The sequence below is a fragment of the Maritalea sp. genome (assembly GCF_051251695.1).
GTDB lineage: Bacteria > Pseudomonadota > Alphaproteobacteria > Rhizobiales > Devosiaceae > Maritalea.
This window is the reverse complement of record NZ_JBPOEU010000008.1, coordinates 86791-103175: the sequence shown is the minus strand read 5'-3', so window position 1 is coordinate 103175 and position 16385 is coordinate 86791. Positions and strand designations below refer to the sequence as shown.

Below are 16385 nucleotides of genomic sequence, written 5' to 3'. Positions count from 1 at the left end.
AGGACATCAAGCGAATGTCGCGCCCGGTTTTTGAAATTCTTTCTGCCTTTGGCAAACTTGGCCTCACCTCATTTGGCGGCCCAGTGGCGCATATGGGTTTTTTCCATGCCGAGTTTGTGCAAAAGCGCAAATGGCTCACACAAGCAGAATATGCGGACCTTGTTGGCCTGTGCCAATTCCTGCCCGGTCCATCCAGTTCACAAGTCGGCTTCGCCCTTGGCTTACAACGCGGCGGTATTTTGGGCGGCATAGTAGCGTTTGTTGCTTTCACGTTTCCGTCTGCAGCCCTTTTGGTTCTGTTTGCGCTTTACGCGGATACGCTAACAGGAATTTTCGGTCTGGGCATGATCCACGGCCTAAAAATTGTCGCAACTGCTGTGGTGGCGCAAGCCGTTCTTGGCATGGCAAAGTCCCTGTGCAACACGAAAACCACAGCAACAATTGCTGTTGCAGCGCTTGCCTTTGTTACTTTAGTGACCGGCCCACTAGGTCAAGTCGGGGCCATTGTGCTTGGCGCACTTGTTGGGGCATTAGTGATCAAATCGAACGAAGAGAAAACCAACTCAACTCCCGATCCAATCAATATCGCGAAGCCAGCAGCACAAGTAGCATTCGCAGCATTTGTCGTGCTGTTGCTTGGTTTACCCGTGCTCGCCCAAACCGTCCAGAGCAATGGAATTGCACTGTTCGATAGTTTCTATCGGGCTGGCGCACTGGTATTTGGTGGCGGGCATGTCGTTCTTCCACTACTTGAAACCGAGATTGTGGGCAACGGGCTTGTGAGCAAAGACACATTCCTTGCTGGCTATGGGATGACCCAAGCCATGCCCGGCCCGATATTTAGTTTCGCGGCCTTTTTGGGGGCAGCAAGCGCGCCGATGCCCATGGCATTTGGCAATGCGATTGTTGCAACGATTGCCATCTTCCTGCCCGGCTTTTTGCTGGTCTACGCCATCATGCCCTATTGGCATCAACTCCGTTCAGCAAATAAAGCGCGCTCCGTGTTAACTGGGGCCAACGCAGCGGTTGTGGGGTTGCTGGCCGGTGCATTTTACGCGCCGATTTGGCAAAGCAGCATTCTATCGGCTGCTGATTTCGCCCTTGGCGCAGCAGCATTTTTGTTGCTCACCGTTTGGAAAACACCACCATGGATTGTGGTGCTGCTCGGCGCACTTGTCGGCAGCCTGTTGGGCCTTGTTTAAATTGCCCCCAGCATTGCTCGAAATGTGGCGGCGCTAACAACGCCGACCACAACCACCCCGAGCAACGGCAATCGTGTCGCCGCCAGCATGGTCACAATCGCTGCCGATGTTTCTGCAATGCCCGTGGCCAAAACTGTCGGCGCGATTACAGACATCAAAACAGCAACCGGCACAGCTTCAAGCGCCGCACGTGTGCGTCCACGCAAATCAACAAAGCGCACCAACACCAAACCAGCGATCCGGGTCAGATATGTAGCGATGCCCATACCAATGATGGCGAGCAGTACAGCCGGGTCGACTTGAAAAAACGACTGCATCTTACTCTCCCTCGACCTGTGGGTCAGCAAGAAACGCAGCAACCACGACACCTGCCACAGCGCCAGCGGCGATGTACCAAGCGCCCGGAACATATGCTTTGCAGGCAATCGCGCTCAGTCCACTTGCCGCCAATATCATCCCGGTTTTGTTGCCTTGCCAGAAGCCCATAATCAAACCGATAAATATTGCCGGAAAGGCAAAGTCCAAGCCCCATTTGGCCGGATCAAGATCAGCCAGCATAGTACCAAGGCTCGCGCCCACCCCGGTTGTCACCACCCAATTGACGTAAAACGGCAATGCAAGCCCCATCATAAAGGCGAAGCTTGTGCCCTCTTTGCGTGCTCGGTGTTCGGACAAAGCCCACACCTCGTCGGCAAGAAAACCAAATGCAATAAGCTGCTTTCCAAATCCCATTTGTCGGGTTTTGCTGCCAAGCGATGCGCTCATCAAAATATGCCGGATATTGACCAATAAGGCGCTGATGGTAATCGCGATCCAAGGCACTGGGGTCGCCCAGAAATCAATGGCGACAAACTGTGATCCGCCAGCGAACACCACACCGCTCATCAACATGGTTTCAAACGGGGTCAGACCTTTTTGAGCCGCAAGCGCACCAAACACCAATGCTATGGGAAAGGCGGCGATGACCAACGGCGCAATGGCGCGTATACCCTCGTTGAAATCACTGCGCGGTAATCGTGCGGCTTCTGAGTTACTCATAAATTCTCCCCTATAGAACGTTATCTATAGCAACTTATTTGAAAATCAATTGGACGATATTGCACAACAATTGGCGCTATTGGGCGTGCATATCTTTAAATGCACCGGGGGTGGTGCCAATGCGGCGTTTGAACTGCCGATTGAGGTGCGATTGGTCGAAAAACCCACAATCAATAGCAACATTCATCGGGTTTTGACCTTGATGCAGCATTTTGCGTGCGCCACGAATACGAATATCGGTGAGATAACTATGTGGGGTTTGGTTCATGTGTTTTCTGAAAACCCGCACAAAGTATGCCCTGCTCATGCCAGCAATGTTCGCCAACATTTCCAAATTGATGTCGTCACCAAAATGAGCGTGCATATATTCACAAACATGCTCTATCGCTTTTGGCTCTCGCTTTTGTAAAACACCAGTGGACCAGCTACCGTAATGATCAATAAGCGCACCAAACGAGCAAAAAATGGCTTCGTCCTTTTCCAACTGGTCCGGGCTCGTTTCAAGCACATTATGGGTTTGAATTAATGCCTGAGCGATACGGGCATCCTCAAGCATCAGGTCGCGAAAGAACAAAGAACCAGTCTGGCGTTTCCCCGGCAAGCCTGCAGCGATTTCATCCATCAGTTTTACGGATGGGTAAAACATACGGTAGCTATAGCCCATCTCCATCGGGCGACCATCATGCACATCTTCAGGATTGATCATAAAGACAGAACCGGGTCCGCCCACGGATTCTGAACCCTTTAGCTTGTGACGCTGATAGCCTGAAACAACCGCACCAATCACAAACGTTTCGTGGGTGTGGGGCGAAAACTCATGCCGCAGAAATGTCGCCTTTAGACACTCCAAACTGTCATAGGTTTCCTCACGCCAGAACTTGGCGCGCTCACCACTTTCTAGCTCCATGCAAACTGCATCTTTTTGGGAAATCATCTCCATAGGCATAAAGACTAAACCAGGATTGCAAATTCGTCTTGGACAAAATTGCACACATCAGAAAGGCTAGCGACCCACAAGGTCGAACCATCCATCTTCGTCCATTGTCTCAATGCCTAGCTCTTGCGCCTTTTTAAGCTTTGAACCAGCACCCGGCCCCGCAACCAGTAAGTCAGTTTTGGCCGAAACCGAACCAGAAACTTTTGCCCCAAGCCGTTCAGCCATGGCTTTGGCTTCCGAACGTGACATTTGTTCTAACGAGCCCGTAAACACCACAGTTTTGCCTGCAACAGGACTATCACCGCCAGACGCGACAACATATTCAACAGGTTTCACTTGTGCCAAAAGTGCATCCATTGCAGCTCTATTTTGCTCGTTCGCAAAAAACCCGACAACCGATTGAACGACCGTTTCACCAATCCCATCGATTGACAAAAGATTTTCACGCGCAGCGACATTCCCTGATCCAGCATCAATGCAAGCCTGCATGAAATTTTCAAACGTGCCGAAATTCTTCGCAAACATCGCAGCGGTTGTGCTGCCCACATGGCGAATGCCCAACGCGAAAATAAACTTGTCGAGTTCTGGCGCCCGACGATCATCAATCGCATCAAACAGCTTGCGTACAGAGGTAGCGCCCCAACCTTCTTGGTCCTTCAGCTTCTTAAAAGCCTCAGCATCACGCTCGCGCAGTGTAAAAATATCCGCTGCAAACTTTACCCGTCCTTCTGCATAAAAGGCGGCGATTTGCTTTGACCCTAAGCCATCAATATCCAACGCATCGCGGGAAACAAAATGTTTGAGTTGGTTCACAGCTTGTGCCGGACAAATCAACTCACCAGTACAACGACGCACCACATCAAGCTTGCCTGTTTTTTCGTTCAGCTCTCGTTCCGCAGGCGAATTGCAAATCGGGCAATGGGTCGGAAACTCAAACGCCCGCGCATCCGCTGGACGTTTATCCAACACCGGGCCAATTACTTGCGGGATCACGTCCCCGGCCCGTTGAATGGTCACCGTATCGCCGATTAAAATACCCTTGCGCTCGATCTCATCTTCATTGTGCAAGGTCGCGTTGGATACAACAACACCGCCGACCGTAACGGGCCTAAGTTTGGCAACTGGGGTTAACGCGCCTGTTCGCCCCACCTGAATTTCGATATCTTCAAGGATGGTCGTCGCCTGCTCCGCCGGAAATTTGAATGCAATTGCCCAACGCGGCGCGCGGGCCACAAAGCCCCATCGCGCCTGCAAGTCGAGCCGATCAAGTTTATAAACTACCCCATCAATATCGTAGCCAAGCAGCGCGCGTTGCTCACCAATCAAACTATGATGCGCCACCATTTCTTCAACGCTTTTGACAAGCGTCATCAAGGGGTTCACCTTGAAACCCCAGCGTTCAAATGCTTGGACCACTCCCATTTGCGTGTCGCTTGGCAACGCAGAAGCATCACCCCATGCATAGGCAAAAAACTTGAGATTGCGGCTGGCTGTGATGTTCGAATCTAGCTGCCGCAACGACCCTGCGGCCGTATTGCGGGGATTAACGTAAGTCTGTTTACCCTCGTCTTCCAGCTTCTTATTAAGCGCTTCAAAGTCGGCATGAGACATATAAACTTCGCCACGCACCTCAAAAACATCAGGCACATCGTCCCCAACCAATTTTTGCGGAATGTCTTTTATGGTCTTCAGGTTTTGGGTGATGTCTTCGCCCTCGCCCCCGTCCCCGCGCGTGGCACCTTGTACAAACACGCCTTTTTCATAACGCAAACTTGCGGAAAGACCATCAATCTTAGGCTCTGCCGTAAAAGCGAGCTTGAGGCCTTCGTCTTTTGAAAAGAACTTTTGAGCCCGACCAACAAAATCCGACAAGTCTTCATCAGAAAACGCATTGCCAAGCGACAACATAGGCACGCGATGCGTTACTTTTTTAAAGCCATCTGCAACGGCAAACCCAACCCTTTTTGTTGGGCTGTCTGCACGTATAAGGTTGGGAAACGCCGTTTCAATATCATCGTTGCGCCGCCGCAATGCGTCATATTCAGCATCGCTAACCTCAGGCGCGTCTTTTTGGTGATAGGCAGCATCATGCTTGGCAATCTCTTTTGCCAACAACTCAAGCTCATGAGCTGCAGTTTCTGCAGTGAGTTCTTCAACGGGCTTTGGATCCGTCACGCAGATACCTCATCAATCAAACGGTGCGCAGCAGCCCGCGCTTCATCAGTTATGGTTGAGCCAGCCAACATGCGCGCAACTTCTTCACGACGGCTCTTGTCGTCTAACTCAGCCACATGGGTGCGGGTTAAGCTGCCTTCCGCAATAACCTGCTTTTCAATAAGCAGATGCTTTGTGGCCCGTGCAGCAACTTGAGGCGCATGGGTGACCGACAGGACTTGAACCTTCGCTGATAATCGCGCCAACCGTTTGCCAATCGCGTCCGCAACTGCGCCACCAACCCCAGTATCAATTTCATCAAAAATCAACACAGGCGCAGAGCCTTTGTCTGCAAGCACAACTTTTAACGCCAGTAGAAAACGTGACAATTCACCACCAGACGCCACTTTCATCATGGGCCCGGGGTGAGTGCCCGGGTTGGTCTGCACATGAAATTCAACAACATCAAAACCATTGGCGCTTTCACGGGTCTCATCAATTTGATGATCCACGATAAACCGCGCTTGCCCCAACTTTAGATCTGGAAGTTCCGCTTCAACGGCCTTCACAAGGGATATCGCAGCCTTTGCGCGTTTATCTGAGAGTTTTTTAGCAGCGCTTTGATATTGCGTTCGCGCTTCAACTAACGCCTCTTGGAGAGCAGATAGATCGTCTCCGCCTTTTTCCAAGTCCGATATTGCCTGTTCGTATTTTGCCAACAGACCGGGTAATTCATCGCAAGACACATGGTGTTTGCGCGCGGCGGCACGCAAAGCAAACAATCGCTCTTCTGTCCTCTCAAGCTCCAAGGGATCAAAATCCATCTGGCGTTTAATTTCTTCAAGCGCCTCAGAACTACGATCAAGGGCAATAAGCGAAGCATCCAAGCTTTCAACAAGTGGTGTGAACAGATTGCCGTCCCCTTCCCCCTTTCGCATCAACTGGCGCATTAACCCAGCCAGCGCGCTAGAAGCAGCATTGGGTCCGTTCAAGACCTGATCAGCATCGCGAACCTCATCAGCTGCCTTTTCAAGGGCCATTAGACCCTGTCGGCGGCTTGAGAGTTCTTCTTCCTCGCCCATTTCAGTATTAAGTTCTGAAAGTTCCGCGATTACGTGCCGCGCGAAGTCTTCGTCTTCTTGCGCTTTGTTTAATTTTGCTTCTTGCCGGTTCAGTGCATATTGAGCTTCGCCCAACGCTTTGTAACGGCCTTCAACTGCCTTCAAACTTGGTTGGCAATCACCAAATGCGTCCAATAATGTCCTGTGGGTATTGGGGTCAACCAACGCCCGATCATCATGCTGGCCATGAATTTCAATCAGATGAGCGCCGAGTTGGCGCATAAATTTGGCTGAGACGGGTTGATCATTGATAAAACCGCGCGTACGGCCATCTGCATATTGCACCCGACGCAGAATGACTTCGTCGTCATCTTCAATCTCATTTTCGCGCAACAATGTGCGCACCAAATGATCATAAGGCAAATGAAGAACAGCGACAACTTGTCCGTGCCCACAGTTCTTGCGCACAAGAGACGCGTCACCGCGCCCCCCAAGGGCCAGAGAAAGAGAATCAAGCAGAATTGATTTACCCGCACCTGTCTCACCCGTAAGCGCGGTCATGCCGCGATCAAGCATAAGATCGAGTTGATCAATGAGAACAATATTGCGAATTGAAATGGCACTTAGCATGCCACGGAATCCATCACAAAATGCAGCCGCTGTCTAGCGATCTGACAACCAATTTCCCTGTTGAACTTCAGGCGCCAGACCCTGCTTTTGCAACAATTTGTAGGCATCTTCATACCACTTGCTCGACGGGAAGTTGTGCCCAAGCACTGCCGCAGCCGTTTTGGCCTCATTTACCAATCCCAAAGCAAGATAGGATTCGGTTAATCGAAGCAACGCTTCTTCAACATGGGTAGATGTTTCGTGATTCTCAACAACAGCGCGGAACCGGTTGATCGCGGCTGTATATTGTTTGTTGCCCAAGTAATAACGGCCAACTGAAATTTCTTTACCCGCAAGCTGATCTTTCGCCACCAAAATTCTCTCTTTGGCGTCTTTGGCATAACGCGAATTTGGATAGCTATTGATGATCGCTTGGAATGTGGCAATCGCGTCTTCTGCGTTTTGCTGATCCCGCGTGATATCTTTGATTTGGTTATATTGAGCGGCGCCCTTCATATACATCGCGTAAGGCGCGTCAGGAGATGAAGGGTAAAGCGCCAAAAAGCGATCCGCAGAAAGAATAGTCTTCGTATAATTGCCAGTACGCGCATGAATGAAAACGTTCATCAGGCGCGAACGCTCAGAATATTCCGAATATGGATGCTGGCGCTCGAGTTTTTCGAATGTCTTCAGTGCAGAAATCAAACGATCGCTTTCGACCTGCTCGATAGCTTTATCGTAAAGCACGTCGGCTGGAATGATTTCTTCTTCGGTTATTTTTTGGCTGCCAAAAATGCTAAATCCGGAACAACCCGCAACGGAAACTGCCAAAACACCAATCATTGTGAGGCGAAGAAACGACTTTAATACACCAAACATTCGCTCAATTCCCTTACCCAAAACGCGGCCAACTCTGTAACCATCTTAAAACAGTTTATGTTCGTCCAGCGACATATACCGCAAAACGATCAAAACTGTGGCACAATTTTTTGAATTTATCCAACCGAACGAATATATCCTTGAGAATCCATACCTAGCGGCACATCTTCTAAGGCATCAAACTCTAACGGCAAATCTTTTGCATTTACGATTTCATAATTCTGCTCGCTTGCGAACAAACCATTCAGCACGAGTGCATTCAGTCCGTGTCCACCCTTGTATGAGCGGAATTTGCCGTAAATTGGCATACCGGCCAAAGCCAAATCGCCAACGGCATCAAGCAATTTATGGCGAACAAATTCATCCTCAAAGCGTAAGCCGTCAGAGTTCATGATCTTGTCTTCGTCTACGGCAATTGAATTTTCTAGCGATGAACCAAGGGCATAGCCAGCTTGGCGCAAAATCTTCGCATCCCGCAAAAAGCCAAATGTTCGCGCCGTGGAAACGTCTGTTGCGTATCGCGCGGGCGTCCAGTCAAAAATCATGCGTTGGCGACCAATCACATCGCTTTCAAAGTCGATCTCAACATCAAATGCACGACCGTTATATGGCTCAAGCGCGGCAAACGCGTCATTTGAACGAACGATGATCGACCGTTTGATCTTGATGAATTTTTTCTCAGCAGGCTGAATGGAAACACCATTTTCAACAATCGCGTCAACATATTTGCCTGCGCTACCGTCCAGCACTGGGCATTCCGGTCCGTCAACGATCAACATCGCATTATCAATGCCCAGACCTGACAGGGCAGAAACAACGTGTTCGATCATGGATATTGTGCCAGCATCGCCAAGGTCGACAGCCGTACACAAATATGTACGTGCAACGCGATCATGTTCTAATGGAAAAACATCTGAGAGATGCCCGTCTTCAAACTTACGACAGATCGAAAAACCGGTATCAGGGGCAGCAGGTTGAATTATAATACTTGAAGGCTGGCCATTGTGCACGCCTATTCCGGTAAAGCTCAGCGCTGCCGCAACGGTACACTGTTTGGTGGCAAGTTTCTTCATTCGCACTGTCCTGGCTCTCTAGCGCCCCGCGCGCTCCGCCTATTTTTGGGTTACTAATAAACAAAAAATACCCAGCGCGAAAGACGCACTGGGTACTTTTTTTATCAATTGCACAATTTATTAACCGTGACGTTTCAAAAAGCTTGGAATTTCCAACTGCTCTTTCTTGGGTTGCTCCTTAGCAACCGGACGCCCTGTACGGTCTAAATCACCAGCAGCACCGGGCGTTTCAACGCGACGTTGGGGCGCACTTGCCTCAACGGCGCTACGCGCAGCAGCATCGTCGGTAATCATGTTTGGTGTTTCATCTTCTTTTTTCTGAAGACCAACATTACTCGCCAATCTGCGGAACAATGCCCGTGCATTTCGAGGCTCTTCACTGCTGCTAGCAGCTTGAGAAACAGCCTCACGCGTAGGCATTGGCAATTCATCTGCCCGTGGCATGCGACGCGGTCCAGTTGGACGCTGTGCAGACTGAGGAACATAGGTTTGCACCGGCTCAACATCGTTCACCTGTGGGCGCTCGTCCATTTGGGTGCGCACAGGATCCGCTGTCGGGATGTATGGCTCAACAGTAACTTCACCTTCTTCGGCAAGCTTTGCATGTCCAACTTCAAGCGCTTCATTTACTGCCTGCTGCATAGCAGCGTCCAAGCCCTCAATTGGGTTTGGCGTTGCAGTCGGAGCCGCGATCTGTGCTGGCTCAGTTGCCGTCGCAGGTGTAGCATTCGTTACAGGCTCAGAAGCGCGAATTTCACGCTTCACATGAATGGCCCGATCGGCGTTTGGCTGCACTGGATCCAAAGCTTGGACCATTGCGGCATCTGTGCCGGTTGCAACAACTGAAACCCGAATTTTGCCATCAAGACTATCATCAAAGGTCGCGCCTAGAATGATATTGGCGTCCGAATCAACTTCTTCGCGAATTCGGCTTGCAGCTTCATCAACTTCATAAAGCGTCAAATCACTACCGCCAGTGATAGAAATCAGCAATCCACGCGCACCTTGCATCGACACGTCATCAAGCAATGGATTTGCGATGGCGGCTTCTGCGGCGTGACGCGCACGGTCTTCACCTTCAGCTTCGCCCGTACCCATCATGGCTTTACCCATGCCGCGCATAACAGCACGAACATCTGCAAAATCAAGATTGATCAGGCCCTCTTTCACCATTAGATCGGTGATGCAGGCAACGCCGGAAAATAGAACCTCATCAGCCATCGAAAACGCATCAGCGAATGTCGTTTTGTCGTTGGCGACGCGGAATAGATTTTGGTTCGGGATCACGATCAGCGTGTCGACATGGCGATGAAGTTCATCAATACCATCGTCAGCCAGACGCATACGTCGGGCACCTTCGAACTGGAATGGCTTAGTCACCACACCAACCGTTAAAATGCCCTGTTCGCGAGCTGCACGCGCAACCACTGGCGCTGCGCCCGTGCCTGTGCCACCGCCCATACCGGCGGTAATAAACGCCATGTGCGAACCACTAAGGTGATCGTTGATCTCGTCGATTGTTTCTTCGGCTGCCGCTCGCCCTACTTCTGGGTGCGAACCGGCGCCTAGACCTTCCGTAACTCCCACACCCAACTGCACAACGCGCTGCGCTTTTGAAAGCGCGAGTGCCTGTGCGTCTGTGTTGGCAACAACAAATTCCACACCCTCAAGGCCGGAATCGATCATATTGTTAACAGCGTTTCCGCCTGCACCACCAACACCGTAAACAGTGATCCGTGGCTTGAGTTCGTGAATATCTGGAATTTGAAGTTTGATGCTCATTTCTGGCCCCATTGTTCTCCTGTACCCCAGAATTACGCCTAGATCGTTAATCCATCCCTAACAATTTGAGCATTTTCATTAACTTTAATGCATTTTGCATTTCGAATAAGTATTATTAAACAATATGTTTAGCTTAACGAAAACTTAAAAACTTGTCCGGAGCCAGTTGCCAACGCGTGAGAAGTAGCCGTCAGTGCCTGTTAGTTTGCGTTGAACGACGGGCTCGACATATTCAAGCTCACACACTTGGGGATAGATAAGCATACCCACCACGGTTGAAAATGCTGGGCCTTTCGCCACGGCAGGCAGGTTAGACACGCCTAAAGGTCGCCCCTGACGCACATTGCGTGCAAGAATGCGACGTGCGAGTTCAGACAACCCAGTCAGTTCGCTGCCCCCGCCCGTTAAAACGAAACGCCTACCACAAACATCCATCATGCCGGTCGCAACCATGCGGTCGCGCAACACAGTTAGAATTTCTTCAACCCTTGGCCTAACAATTCGCGTTAAGGCAGCGCGGGGAATTTGAGTGGGCGCTTCGTTTTGCTGGGAACCCACGGGCTGAATTGAAACCAAATCTCGTTCATCGGTTTGGCCGGGCAAAACACTCGTATAGAGCGTTTTAAGGCGCTCGGCGTCTTCAATGCTCACCGAAAGTTGCCGAGCAATATCAAGAGTAATATTGTGCCCGCCAACTGCCAATGCATCCGCATAGACCAAATATCCATCTTTAAAGACACTCAGTGTGGTGGTCGCGCCACCAAAATCAATCGCCGCAACGCCCAATGACGCTTCATCATCAACCAGTGCCGACAAGCCACTTGCATATGGCGTCGCCATAAAAGCCTGAACTTGCAGGTGACAACGATTAAGAACAAGCTCCACATTTCGCATCGCCAGCGTTTCAGCTGTAATAACCGAAACATCAACGCCCAATGTCTGCCCCACCATGCCACGCGGATCACGGATGCCACTATGACCATCCAAAGAATATCCAATCGGCAAGGCATGTAAAACAGAGCGATCGTCGCGAATAGAACGGTCGTTTACAACCCGCAGCACTTTTTCAAGATCGCGGTCTTCTGCCTCATGTCCATCAAGCGACACGCTTGCTGAAAATGTTTCGGACCCAAGTCGACCCGATGAAATATTTACAACAACAGACTGAACCGTCACCCCAGCATTGCGTTCTGCCATACCAACAACTGACCGGACAGCTTGCTCGGCTTGCTCGATGTCAGTCACCACGCCGCCTTTAACACCAGCAGAAGGCCCATAGGCAAAGCCTAAGACCTGTACGCTGTGCGTGCGTCCCTTTAGGGCCTTGCCCTCGTCACATGGGCTAAGCCGCGCCACAACGCAGCAAATCTTTGTCGACCCAATATCCAAAACAGAAATCAAACTGGCCCTGCCCGGCTGGACTGGTTTCAGACGAGCAGTCATGGCTTCACTCATCATTGCGCAATTTCCTCTTCGACTGGTGTGCGGTCAACTACGCGAACTGCCAAATAGTCGGCAATCCGCATGTCCAAAACTTCAATATCACGCGCAAATAATTGCTGCTCTGTTTCAAGCTGCGCAATTTGTGTTAGCGCCTGCTCGACGCCCGTTTCAGGCAACATAATGCGCAGCCCGAAATCGTAAATCAGATCCCACCGACGATCACCAATGCGGCTCGATGCCAATAGCCCTTCGGTCAGCGCCGGAAATTTATTTAGCATAGTGATGAAAGCCGGCACGTCATCCGCAGCACCATCACCAATGAACATTGGCAGTCCCTCAATTGGGGTCTCAATTGGCGCGATCCGGTTTCCGTTTTGATCAATTGCAAAATTGACCCCATCAACAATCCAAATCGCAACCGGTTTTTTCTCGGTCAAATCAACGATCAACGAATTGGGGTAAATCTTCCGAATGGTTGCGGTTTCAATGCTGGGCAATGCTTCAAGCCGCAACCGTGCGGCGTCAGCATCAAAATTAACAAGCGATAGGTTGGCTTCAAGCCCAACTGCTTCGAAAAGCAACTCCTCATTTGTGAGCGCATAACCAGAAAGTGACAATTCAGCGACCGAAAGACCAGCTTGAGCAAACAAAGCAGATGTTCCACCGGAGACATCGCTCCAATAGTTGGCAAGATGGTTTCGACTATAAAGACCTGCGGCGCCAATTCCTGCAACCAAAAGCAATGCGATCAGACGGACGGCCAATCGCTTATGCAACACCCAAAGATTGCGCCAACGCGCGACAACAACGTGGGTTGCACGACGAAAAATCAGGTCAGCGCCCAACGGTTGAGCCATCGCAATTGCTTTGCCTGTTCGATCACGCTTTATCTGTTGCAACTCGCATCCTCCACAATCCAAGACACCAGTTCTTCAAAACTGTGTCCTGCATGTCCGGCAATTTCTGGCACCAATGATGTTGGCGTCATGCCGGGTTGCGTGTTAATTTCAAGACAAATCAACTCGCCATCACCGTCTGCGGTTTCCATGAACCTAAAATCTGTTCGTGTAACGCCGCGACACCCCAATGCTTCATGGGCCTTCAATGCTAGTTTTTGTACATTCTGGTAAATTTTCGGTGAAACTTGCGCTGGCAAAATGTGCGTTGAGCCGCCTTCGGCATATTTCGCCTCATAATTATAAAAGTGCAAATCAGTAACAATCTCGGTCACACCTAGGGCAACACCACCCATAACAGCGCATGTCAATTCGCGTCCCGGAATGTAACATTCGACCATCAAATGATCGCTACCTTTCCAATCGGTGCGCAAAATTTCTTGCGGCGGATGCGCACTGTCATGCTTGATTAAGAAAACCCCAACGCTAGACCCATCATCATATGGCTTTACCACATAGGGCGGCGGCATCTGGTGGCGCGCGGCAATCTCTTCGCGATGGGCGATAATATGATCAGTTACTGGAACACCCGCAGCTTTAAACATGATCTTTGATTGATGTTTATCCATCGCCAATGACGACGCCAAAACGCCTGAATGGGTGTATGGAATACCCATAATTTCAAGCATACCCTGCACGGTGCCGTCTTCGCCAAATTTGCCGTGCAACGCGTTAAAGACCACGTCAGGTTTAGTGGCCGTCAAACGTTCTGCGAGATCTCGGTCAACGTCTATTGACGTGACTTTATATCCTGAACGCTCCAACGCGGCAGCACAGTCGCGGCCCGACGCCAGCGACACTTCGCGTTCATTTGTCCACCCACCCATCAAAACGGCAACATGCTTATCCATTGTTACACCTGACCGGTGAAGACATCACCGTCCAAGAATTCGCGCACTTCTTGACCAGGCACGAAATGGCCCATCCGTCGGATTTCCCAATGGAACTCTATTCCGGAATTTTTACGAACCTTATTGCGGACTGTTTCGCCCAAAGTTTCAATATCGTGCGCAGTTGCATCACCAAGATTGAGCAAAAAATTACAGTGCTTTTCTGAAACCTGCGCATTGCCGACTTGCAATCCACGACACCCTGCCGCATCTACCAATTTCCAGCTCGAATGACCTTCAGGGTTCTTAAATGTAGAACCACCAGTCCGAGCGCGGGTTGGCTGGGAACCTTCGCGGGTTTCAGTGATCTCTTTCATCCGGGCTTTGATATCGTCAACGTCGCCCGCAAAACCTTGATAGACAGCTGAGGTAAAAATCACGCCACGCGGTCCATTGTTCTTGCGGTATTTGTAACCCATGTCGGCGTTGGACAATGTCACAATTTCGCCGTCACGGTTTACGCCACGCAACTCGACCACCCGGTCTTTTGTTTCCGTGCCATAACACCCCGCATTCATATAAAGCGCGCCGCCAATGCCGCCCGGAATGCCCCGGTAAAAGGTCAACCCATCAATGCCAGCGTCAGCCGCAGCGGTCGCCACTTTCACATCCGGCATGGCTGTGCCAACGCGAATTTTATGTTCACCCAAAACTTCAGCACGACCAAAGCCTTTAGCTGACAAACGGATAACAACCCCGTCCAAACCACCATCCCGAATGAGTAAGTTTGACCCCAAACCGATCACTGTAATTTTGATGTCGGCAGGAAGGTTCTTGAGGAAATATTGCAAATCCTCTTCGTCTTTCGGCTGAAAAAACAATTGCGCCGGGCCGCCAACACGAAACCATGTGATTTCTGACATCAACTGGTTGGGCACCAAGCGGCCACGCACGCCGTCGATCCAGTCCGCGAATTGAGGCAAAAGATCAGGGAAACTCATTATTTACCTCCAATAAGGGCTTCGAGTTCACTTGGCAGCGTTGCCGCCCACTGCGTAATTGAACCCGCCCCCAGGCAAACAACATAATCCCCCTTCGAAACCCGCGACGCCAAAATAGGTGCCAATGCTTCAGGCCGATCAACCACCCGCGCATCCCGGTGTCCCTTTGCGCGAAGTCGATCAACCAAGCTTTCGTGACTTACGCCATCAATTGGCTCTTCCCCAGCAGAAAAAACCGGCGCAACCAAAACCGTGTCAGCGTCGTTAAAACTGCTCGCAAAATCTTCAAATAGATCATCTAAACGCGAATATCGATGAGGTTGCACCACCGCGATGATATCGCCTTTTGTGGCCGATCGAGCGGCCTTTAGCACTGACGATATCTCAACCGGGTGGTGCGCATAATCGTCGATCACCCTGACACCAGCGACTTCGCCAACGGTGGTGAAGCGGCGTTTTACGCCAGAAAATTCATTCAACCCCCGACGGATATCATCCGGCTCAACATGCAATTGATGCGCAACAGCTATGGCCGCTGTGGCGTTCAAAACATTGTAAATGCCTGGCATCGGCAGAACCAAATCATCAATCAAAATCGAAGTGCCTGCCAGACGATCCCGAATTTCCACTGAGAACAGCGACTTTCCGTCCCTGGTGCGAACGTCTTTAAGAAGAACATCGGCTTGCGGATTTTGTCCATAAGTAACGATCCGGCGATCTGTCACCTTGCCCACAAGGTCTTGCACCGTAGGATGGTCAAGACACATCACCGCGAAGCCATAAAAGGGAACGTTTTCGACAAAAGTTAAAAACGCATTCTGCACAGCTTCAAAATCACCATAATGGTCGAGATGTTCTGCATCCACATTGGTAACAACTGCAACGTCTGCAGGCAGCTTAACGAATGTGCCGTCGCTCTCGTCAGCTTCTACAACCATCCAATCCCCGTCACCCAAGCGCGCATTGGTGCCATAAGCATTGATGATACCGCCGTTGATAACGGTAGGGTCCACACCGCCAGCATCCAGCAAACTCGCAACTAGCGAGGTGGTTGTGGTTTTGCCATGCGTGCCGCCGATAGCAACAGCGTTCTTAAACCGCATAATTTCAGCCAGCATTTCAGCACGCCGAACCACGGGCAACGAACGTTGCCGGGCCGCGATCAATTCTGGATTGTCCGCGTTAATCGCCGATGAGATCACAACAACAGCAGCATTGTCTAAATTTTCTGCCCGCTGGCCAATGTCGACATGAATGCCTTTATCCTGCAAGCGCTGCACGTTTGGGTTCAGCGACAAGTCCGACCCGCGAACTTCGTAGCCCTGATTGTGCAATACTTCAGCTATACCGCTCATTCCAATACCGCCGATACCGACGAAATGAACTGGACCAATATTTTGTGGCATCTTCATCTCGATGC

14 protein-coding genes are annotated in these 16385 nt (G+C 50.6%); 1 reads left to right on the top strand and 13 read right to left on the bottom strand.

The features are described from left to right. Window positions 1-14: 14 nt before the first annotated feature. Window positions 15-1202, top strand: coding sequence for a chromate efflux transporter (gene chrA, locus ACSHWX_RS06450; RefSeq protein ID WP_435667376.1), 1188 nt, complete (start codon window positions 15-17; stop codon window positions 1200-1202). On the opposite strand, the gene ACSHWX_RS06445 is transcribed toward chrA, so the two are convergent. The 13 genes from ACSHWX_RS06445 to murC all read right to left on the bottom strand — a co-directional run bounded on the left by ACSHWX_RS06445 (window position 1199) and on the right by murC (window position 16377). Beyond that, window positions 1199-1519 (bottom strand): AzlD family protein, encoded by a 321-nt coding sequence (locus ACSHWX_RS06445; protein ID WP_435667375.1) that lies wholly within the window; start codon window positions 1517-1519, stop codon window positions 1199-1201. The two genes, chrA and ACSHWX_RS06445, sit on opposite strands and share 4 nt — an antisense overlap. 1 nt (window position 1520) lies before the next feature. After that, on the bottom strand, window positions 1521-2240 hold the full coding sequence (locus tag ACSHWX_RS06440) for an AzlC family ABC transporter permease (protein ID WP_435667374.1): 720 nt from the start codon (window positions 2238-2240) through the stop codon (window positions 1521-1523). A gap of 76 nt (window positions 2241-2316) precedes the next feature. After that, window positions 2317-3147 carry an AraC family transcriptional regulator gene (locus ACSHWX_RS06435; RefSeq protein ID WP_435667373.1) on the bottom strand — a complete coding sequence of 277 codons (831 nt, stop codon included), beginning with the start codon at window positions 3145-3147 and terminating at the stop codon, window positions 2317-2319. 96 nt (window positions 3148-3243) lie between these two features. Beyond that, window positions 3244-5352 (bottom strand): NAD-dependent DNA ligase LigA, encoded by a 2109-nt coding sequence (gene ligA / locus ACSHWX_RS06430; RefSeq protein WP_435667372.1) that lies wholly within the window; start codon window positions 5350-5352, stop codon window positions 3244-3246. Then, window positions 5349-7022 (bottom strand): DNA repair protein RecN, encoded by a 1674-nt coding sequence (recN, locus tag ACSHWX_RS06425; protein WP_435667371.1) that lies wholly within the window; start codon window positions 7020-7022, stop codon window positions 5349-5351. Before recN ends, ligA begins: the two co-directional genes overlap by 4 nt. A gap of 33 nt (window positions 7023-7055) precedes the next feature. Continuing rightward, the gene (locus ACSHWX_RS06420; protein ID WP_435667370.1) at window positions 7056-7880 is read right to left on the bottom strand and encodes an outer membrane protein assembly factor BamD; all 825 of its coding nucleotides are present in this window, start codon (window positions 7878-7880) and stop codon (window positions 7056-7058) included. A 116-nt stretch (window positions 7881-7996) separates the two neighbouring features. Then, window positions 7997-8953 (bottom strand): UDP-3-O-acyl-N-acetylglucosamine deacetylase, encoded by a 957-nt coding sequence (lpxC, locus tag ACSHWX_RS06415; protein ID WP_435667369.1) that lies wholly within the window; start codon window positions 8951-8953, stop codon window positions 7997-7999. A 120-nt stretch (window positions 8954-9073) separates the two neighbouring features. Then, on the bottom strand, window positions 9074-10735 hold the full coding sequence (gene ftsZ / locus ACSHWX_RS06410; protein ID WP_435667368.1) for a cell division protein FtsZ: 1662 nt from the start codon (window positions 10733-10735) through the stop codon (window positions 9074-9076). Window positions 10736-10879: 144 nt separating this feature from the next. Next, window positions 10880-12178: a cell division protein FtsA gene (gene ftsA / locus ACSHWX_RS06405; RefSeq protein WP_435667367.1), complete on the bottom strand. Its 1299-nt coding sequence runs from the start codon at window positions 12176-12178 to the stop codon at window positions 10880-10882. An 11-nt stretch (window positions 12179-12189) separates the two neighbouring features. Further along, window positions 12190-13077, bottom strand: coding sequence for a cell division protein FtsQ/DivIB (locus ACSHWX_RS06400; protein ID WP_435667366.1), 888 nt, complete (start codon window positions 13075-13077; stop codon window positions 12190-12192). Continuing rightward, on the bottom strand, window positions 13065-13985 hold the full coding sequence (locus ACSHWX_RS06395; protein WP_435667365.1) for a D-alanine--D-alanine ligase: 921 nt from the start codon (window positions 13983-13985) through the stop codon (window positions 13065-13067). Before ACSHWX_RS06395 ends, ACSHWX_RS06400 begins: the two co-directional genes overlap by 13 nt. Before the next feature lie 2 nt (window positions 13986-13987). Further along, window positions 13988-14965 (bottom strand): UDP-N-acetylmuramate dehydrogenase, encoded by a 978-nt coding sequence (gene murB, locus ACSHWX_RS06390; protein WP_435667364.1) that lies wholly within the window; start codon window positions 14963-14965, stop codon window positions 13988-13990. Continuing rightward, entirely contained in the window at window positions 14965-16377 is a 1413-nt protein-coding gene (murC, locus tag ACSHWX_RS06385; RefSeq protein ID WP_435667363.1) for a UDP-N-acetylmuramate--L-alanine ligase, read from the bottom strand. Before murC ends, murB begins: the two co-directional genes overlap by 1 nt. Between the last annotated feature and the right edge of the window lie 8 nt (window positions 16378-16385).